The sequence below is a fragment of the Elioraea sp. genome (assembly GCF_051860475.1).
GTDB lineage: Bacteria > Pseudomonadota > Alphaproteobacteria > Acetobacterales > Acetobacteraceae > Elioraea.
In genome coordinates this window covers 21,426-27,869 of record NZ_JBHYDW010000043.1, presented here as the reverse complement: position 1 = coordinate 27,869, position 6,444 = coordinate 21,426, and the positions used below count along the sequence as shown (strand labels likewise).

Here is a 6,444-nt window from a genome sequence, read left to right as displayed (position 1 = left end):
CGTGTTCCTCGACCGCTGCGCGCCGGGCAAGATGAAGTCGGTCTACACGCGCGACCAGGTGATCGCGGTCGATGGCGGGGCGATCGTCTGCCGAATGGGCGCGCCGATCCGCCGCGGCGAGGAGGCGCCGGCGACCGAGACTCTGGCCCGCCTCGGCATGCCGATCCTGCGCACCGTGCACGGCACCGGCATCATGGAGGGGGGCTCCTTCGCCTTCATCACGCCCAAGGTCGCGGTGGTCGGCCTCTCGTCACGCGTGAACGAGGCGGGGGCCGACCAGGTCGAGGACGTGCTGCGCGTACAGGGCGTGGAACTGCTGCGCGTGCACCTGACCGGCTATCGCCTGCACATCGACGGCGCCTTCGTCATGATCGACGTGGACACCGCGATCATCAACCCGGTTCAGCTGCCGTTCTGGTTTCTCGAAAAGCTCAAGGAGATGAAGATCCGCACCATCGAGGTGCACCCCGACGATCCGGTGTGGACCATCAACTGCCTCGCGGTGGCACCCGGCCGCGTGCTCATGGCGGATGCGGTCAGCCCCTACACGGCCGAGGCGTTGGACAAGGCGGGGATCAGCGTGCGGATCGTGCCCTACAGCGCGGTCTATCAGGGCGGCGGCGGCATCCACTGCTCGACCGCGCCGCTGGTGCGCGACCCGATCTAGCCGGCCAGCCGCGGACGGTTCCACGGCAGGGCCGCGAGCAGGCGCGCCATGCCGCAGAATCCGGTGATGCCGGCGAACACCAGGCCGGCGCCGGCGAACGCGGCCAGCGCCAGGAACCAGGGCGAGACCAGCCAGGCCAGCACGAAGCCAAGCAGGATCATGGTGCCGACAGCGATCTGGACCTGTCGTTGGAGCTCGAGCGGGGCCGTCGGATCGCGATGCACCGGCAGGCCCGCCGCCTTCCAGGCCTCGATGCCGCCCTTCAGCAGATAGGCCTCGGGAAACGCGCGCGCGAACAGCCGGGCGGCATTCGCGGTCGTGCGGTTCCCGCCGCGGCAGGTGAACACCACCGCCTTGCCGGCCTCGGCATCGAGATCGTGGCGATCCCAGGCGGCGAGCGGCACGAGCCTCGCACCTCGGATGTGCTCGCGCGCATACTCATCTGGGTCGCGGATGTCGATCAGCACCGCGGTGCGCTCATCCAGGCGGCGGTTCAGCGTGGCGGGGTCGATGAACTGGGCCATCATGCCTCCTTCGCGCAGCCGCCGCGAGGCGTGTTACGGTTGCCCGGGCTACCGCGCCTTTCCTTGACGGCATGCTAGCCCGACCCTTACCTTCATATCAATGAATATAAGGGGAGTCAGCCATGACAGCACGTCCGAACCGCCCCGAGGTCCGCAGCTTCTTCCATGAGCCGACCAATACGGCGGCCCATCTCGTATGGGATCCGACGACCAAGGACGCGGCGATCATCGACTCCGTGCTGGACTACGACGCGGCCGCGGGCCGTACCGACACCGCCTTCGCCGACCAGATCCTGGCCGGAGCGGCGGAGGAGGGGGTGCGGGCCGCCTGGATTCTCGAGACGCACGCGCATGCCGACCACCTGTCTGCCGCCCCCTATCTGAAGGACCGCACCGGCGCGCCGATCGGCATGGGCCGGCGCATCGTCGAGGTGCAGGAGGTGTTCCGGCCGATCTTCCATGCGACCGACCTCAACCCCGATGGCGGCCAGTTCGACCGGCTGTTCGAGGACGAGGAGACGTTCCCGCTCGGCAACCTGACCGTGCGCGTGCTGCACACCCCGGGCCACACCCCTGCCTGCTCCACCTACGTGATCGGCGATGCCGCGTTCATCGGCGATACGCTGTTCATGCCCGACTACGGCACGGCGCGGGCCGACTTCCCGGGCGGCGATGCGCGCACGCTCTACCGCTCGATCCGGCGGGTGCTATCCCTGCCGACGACGACCCGACTGTTCCTCTGCCACGACTACAAGGCCAAGGGGCGCGACCACTATGCCTGGGAGACCACGGTGGCGGAGGAACGTTCCGGCAACGTGCATGTCCGCGACGGCATCACCGAGGACGAATTCGTGGCGATGCGCGAGGCGCGCGACAGGACGCTGAAGATGCCGGCGCTGATCATCCCCTCGATCCAGGTCAACATGCGCGCGGGCCGGATGCCCCCACCCGAGGAGGACGGCAACGTCTATCTGAAGGTTCCGGTGAACCGGCTCTGAGCGGTCTCCGCAACGACGTCGGATTCTCCCCGCGCGGGGCTCGACGGCGCGCCGCTGCCGGTGCACGGTGCGGGCCTCGCCTGACGGAGGAAACCGCATGACCGCGCACGACAAGGCCCTTCTCGACGCTCTCGGCAAGATCGATACGCCGACGATCTGCAACGCGCTCGAGGAGCTCGTCTCGCCGCGGCAGCTGATCCGGTTCACCACCAAGCCGTTCGTGCACAACGACAACCCCGACGCGATCTTCGTCGGCTACGCCCGCACCGCGATGATCCGCGCCGAGAGCCCCGCCGCGATGAGCCCGGCCGAGCGCAACCTGCTGCGCGTCACCTACTACGAGCACGTCGCGACGGCCGAGCCGGGGCCGAACGTCTCGGTGATCCAGGACCTCGATTCCACGCCCGGTACCGGCGCGTTCTGGGGCGAGGTGCAGACCACCGTGCACAAGGGGCTCGGCGTGGTCGGCTGCGTGACGAACGGCTCGATCCGTGATCTGTCGATGATGGCCAAGGGTTTCCCGATGATCGCGGGGATGATCAACCCGAGCCATGCGTTCGTCCATGTGGTGGCGGTGGGCACGACCGTGAGCATCCACGGCATGACCGTGCATGACGGCGAGCTCATCCATGCCGATCGTCACGGCGCGGTGGTGATTCCAAACGACGTCGCGGCCAAGGTGCCGGGCGCGGTCGATCTCGGCGCGCGGCGCGAGAAGGTGATCCTGGACGCCGCCAAGGCGCCGGGCTTCGGCATCGCGCAGCTGCGCGAGGCGCTCGCCAAGATGGCGGAAATCCACTGAGCCGCAGGCGCGGGCGGGAGTTCCGCCCGCGCTGGACCGGCCTCAGTAGGGTCCGGAACCCTTCGCCGCTGTTCCCGTGCCCTTGGCCGCGGACACGGCCGCCTTGGCTGCATTCACGAGCAGGGCGGTGTCTGCGAGCACGGTCGCGAATTGGTAGCCGAGCCCGAACATGCGCTTCGCGCCCTCGGGGCTCGCGGTATGGATGCCCGCGACCACGCCGTGCTTCTTCGCCGTCTCGACCACCCGCTTGATCTCGCCCATCGTCTTCTCGCTGGTCGGGTCGCCCACGGGCTGCTCGCCGATCGCGAGCGCGAGGTCGGCCGGACCGACATAGATCGCGTCCAGCCCAGGCGTGGACAGGATCGCATCGAGGTTGTCGAGCGAGCCCTTGGTCTCGATCATTGCGAAGGTGATGACCGTTTCGTTGGCGTTCTTCCAGTAGTCGGCGCCTGCGTACCAGTTCGCACGCGTCGGGCCGAAGCTGCGGTAGCCCTTGGGCGGGTAGCGGCAGGCCTGGACGAAGCGCTCGCACTCCTCGCGCGAGCTCACCATCGGGCAGATGATGCCGAAGCAGCCGGCATCCAGCATCTTCATGATGATGCCCGGCTCGTTCCAGGGCACGCGCGCGAGCGGCGTGATCGGGCTGGTCGAGATCGCCTGCAGCATGCCGACGGCGGTATCGTAATGGACGAGGCCGTGCTGGAGATCGACGGTCAGGCTGTCCCAACCGCCCTGCACCATCGCCTCGGCGGCGACGCCGTGCGGGATGCCCAACCAGCCGTTCACGGCGTGGCCGCCGGAAGCCCAGATCTCGCGGATCCTGTTTGCGCGCACGCGCGTCCTCCCTGGATGTCGGTGACGCGGGGTCCGGGCGCCGGACCCCGCGAAAGGCGATGCATCTGAGCCCATCGCCACGGAGCCGCCAAGCCCTCGCGGGCCGTTTCTGGCATGCATGGAAGCGATTGCGGGGCTGAGACATCACCGATACAGTCCCCCGCGCGGGGAGAGCCGGGCGGGTGGCGCGACGTTGATCGCGTGCCGAGGCCAGGCCGCCGGCGAGGGAGCCAAGGAAGGAGAGAAGCATGGCGAGGCAAGTTGTTTCCCGTCGTTCACTGTTGAGGGCCGGCGCAGCCGGTTCGGCCGCGGCAGCATTGCCGCTGGTGAATGTGCACGGTCAGCCGCGCACGACGCTGCGCTGCGGCTTCTGGGACCACTGGGTGCCCGCCGGCAATGGCGCGCTGCGCGAGCTCTGCGCGGAGTGGGGGCAGCGCGAGCGGGTCGACGTTCAGGTCGACTTCATCACCTCCTCGGGCCGGCAGAACATCCTGACCATCGCCGCGCAGGCGCAGAGCCGGTCGGGCCACGACATCCTGTCCTTCCCGACCTGGTATCCGGCGGCCTATGCCGATCAGCTCGTGCCCGTCGATGACGTCATGGCCAGGCTGACCGCGAAGTACGGCAGGGTCGCGGACGCCGCCGAGTACCTCGCCAAGCGCGACGGCAAGTGGATCGCGGTCCCGGCCGTCTCGGGCACCCAGATGAAGCCCTGCCTCGGGCGGATCGACCAGCTCAGGGAGCATGCCGGGCTCGACGTGCGGGCGATGTGGCCGGCCGAGGACCGCGCCGGCCCCGGTGCCGACGCCTGGAACTGGGACGCGTTCCTGGTCGCCGCCGAGAAGTGCCATGCCGCCGGCGTGCCGTTCGGCCTGCCGATGAGCAACTTCAGTGACTCGGTGGACTGGGTGGGGTGCCTGTTCTCGAGCTTTGGCGCATCCATGCTGGACGAGGACGGCAAGCCGACGGTGCGCAACAATCCGAAGCTGCTCGCCGCGGTCGAATACCTCGTGAAGCTGATGAAGTTCGTCCCGAACGATGTCTGGGCGTGGGACGATGCAGCGAACAACCGTGCGATCCAGGGCGGCCGGTCGGCGCTGATCTTCAACCCACCGTCGGCCTGGGCGGTGGCACGGCGCGACAACATGGCGGGCCACGACCAGCAGTGGACGTTCCCGATGCCGTCCGGACCCGAAGGCCGGTTCGTTCCCTACCTGCCGTATTTCTGGGGCATCTGGAACTTCAGCCGCAACCAGACGGCAGCGAAGGGGTTGCTCGAGTTCCTCTCGCAGCGCGAGTCGGCCGACAAGCAGACCTCGACCAGCGCTGGCTACGATATCCCGCCGTTCCTCAGCATGAACGACTTCAATGTGTGGAAGACCGAAGGTCCGCCGGTCGGCGTGGTGTACAACTATCCGCTGAAGCCGCACCACAACGCCAAGACCGCCGTCGCCTTCGCGCCGGCCCCGCCGGAGATCGCGGTGCAGGCCTACAACCAGGGCCTCAACACCGGCCTGATCGCCCGCATCTCGCAGGGCGGGCAGACGATCGACCAGGCCCTCGCCTGGGCGGAGCGCGAGCTGCGTGCCTTCGCGCGCGGATGAGCCGAGGGATCGGGCGCCGAGCTTTGTGCGGGCCGGCGCCCATGCTCGGAGACGCTGACGATGGCTCCTGACGGGTCTGCGCAGGCCATCACTGCCCCCGGAGCGGCGCGCCCTGCGCGTACGCCCGGGGTCTCGTCGCTCGAGCGGCTGTCGCGGCGGCGGACGACGATCGCATTCGTCATGACCTTGCCGCTGATCCTGATCATTGCCGGGCTGGTCGCCTGGCCGGCGGCCTATGCCCTCTATCTGTCGACGCTGAACCGGCGGATGACGGCGTCTGTCGGGTTCGACAACTACATGTTCATGATCGAGTCCGAGACGTTCTGGATGGTGGCGTGGCAGTCCTGCTTCTTCGCCATCACCGCGGTGCTGCTCAAGGCGCTGATCGGGTTCTGGCTGGCGCACATGCTGCACCACCTGCCAGTGCGCGGCCAGCGCAAGTGGCGCGGCATGCTGCTGGTGCCATGGGTGATCCCGCCGGCGCTCTCCACGCTTGGCTGGTGGTGGATGTTTGATCCGAGCTACTCGTCGATCAACTGGATCATCAATGTCTTCGGCTTCCCCGATGTGCCCTGGCTTGGCCATCCCTGGTGGGCGCGCATCGCGGTGATAACCGTGAATGTCTGGTACGGCGCCCCGTTCTTCATGATCATGTATCTCGCGGCGCTGAAGTCCGTGCCGGAGCAGCTCTATGAGGCGGCCGCGATCGACGGGGCGACCGGCACCCAGAAGCTCTTCTACGTCACTCTGCCGATGATGCGGAACATCATCAGCATCACCGTGCTGTTCAGCATGATCGTGACGTTCGCGAACTACGACATCGTCCGCGTGCTCACGAATGGCGGCCCGCGCGACACCACGCACCTGTTTGCCACCTATGCCGCCCAGGTCGGTATCCTCTCGGGCCATCTGCCGCGCGGAGCTGCGGTGTCGCTGTTCATGCTGCCGGTGCTTGCAGTAGCAGCGTTCTTCATCCTGCGCGGTGTCACACGGCGCACACGGGAGATGGTGTGAG

Annotated in this window: 7 protein-coding genes; 5 read left to right on the top strand and 2 right to left on the bottom strand. The window is 68.0% G+C overall.

Going from position 1 to position 6,444, the window contains the following annotated elements:
* Nucleotides 1–667: dimethylarginine dimethylaminohydrolase family protein (locus tag ACTIFU_RS10095; protein WP_439578177.1), on the top strand; the 667-nt coding region annotated here is incomplete at its 5' end.
* On the opposite strand, the gene ACTIFU_RS10090 is transcribed toward ACTIFU_RS10095, so the two are convergent.
* The gene (locus tag ACTIFU_RS10090; RefSeq protein ID WP_439578176.1) at nucleotides 664–1,191 is read right to left on the bottom strand and encodes a rhodanese-like domain-containing protein; all 528 of its coding nucleotides are present in this window, start codon (nucleotides 1,189–1,191) and stop codon (nucleotides 664–666) included. The genes ACTIFU_RS10095 and ACTIFU_RS10090 overlap by 4 nt on opposite strands.
* Before the next feature lie 122 nt (nucleotides 1,192–1,313).
* On the opposite strand from ACTIFU_RS10090, the gene ACTIFU_RS10085 reads away from it, so the two are divergent.
* Both ACTIFU_RS10085 and ACTIFU_RS10080 read left to right on the top strand, forming a co-directional pair.
* Nucleotides 1,314–2,189, top strand: a complete 876-nt coding sequence (locus ACTIFU_RS10085; RefSeq protein ID WP_439578175.1) for an MBL fold metallo-hydrolase — start codon at nucleotides 1,314–1,316, stop codon at nucleotides 2,187–2,189.
* A gap of 97 nt (nucleotides 2,190–2,286) precedes the next feature.
* The gene (locus ACTIFU_RS10080) at nucleotides 2,287–2,991 is read left to right on the top strand and encodes an RraA family protein (RefSeq protein ID WP_439578174.1); all 705 of its coding nucleotides are present in this window, start codon (nucleotides 2,287–2,289) and stop codon (nucleotides 2,989–2,991) included.
* Nucleotides 2,992–3,033: 42 nt separating this feature from the next.
* Here the strand turns inward: ACTIFU_RS10080 and ACTIFU_RS10075 are convergent, their stop codons facing one another.
* Entirely contained in the window at nucleotides 3,034–3,825 is a 792-nt protein-coding gene (locus ACTIFU_RS10075; protein WP_439578173.1) for an HpcH/HpaI aldolase family protein, read from the bottom strand.
* Between the two features lie 326 nt (nucleotides 3,826–4,151).
* Here ACTIFU_RS10075 and ACTIFU_RS10070 point away from each other — a divergent pair, with 326 nt between their 5' ends.
* Together ACTIFU_RS10070 and ACTIFU_RS10065 are read left to right on the top strand one after the other, a co-directional pair.
* Nucleotides 4,152–5,429 carry an ABC transporter substrate-binding protein gene (locus tag ACTIFU_RS10070; RefSeq protein WP_439578172.1) on the top strand — a complete coding sequence of 426 codons (1,278 nt, stop codon included), beginning with the start codon at nucleotides 4,152–4,154 and terminating at the stop codon, nucleotides 5,427–5,429.
* A gap of 180 nt (nucleotides 5,430–5,609) precedes the next feature.
* Nucleotides 5,610–6,443 carry a carbohydrate ABC transporter permease gene (locus ACTIFU_RS10065; protein WP_439578171.1) on the top strand — a complete coding sequence of 278 codons (834 nt, stop codon included), beginning with the start codon at nucleotides 5,610–5,612 and terminating at the stop codon, nucleotides 6,441–6,443.
* Nucleotide 6,444 lies beyond the last annotated feature (1 nt).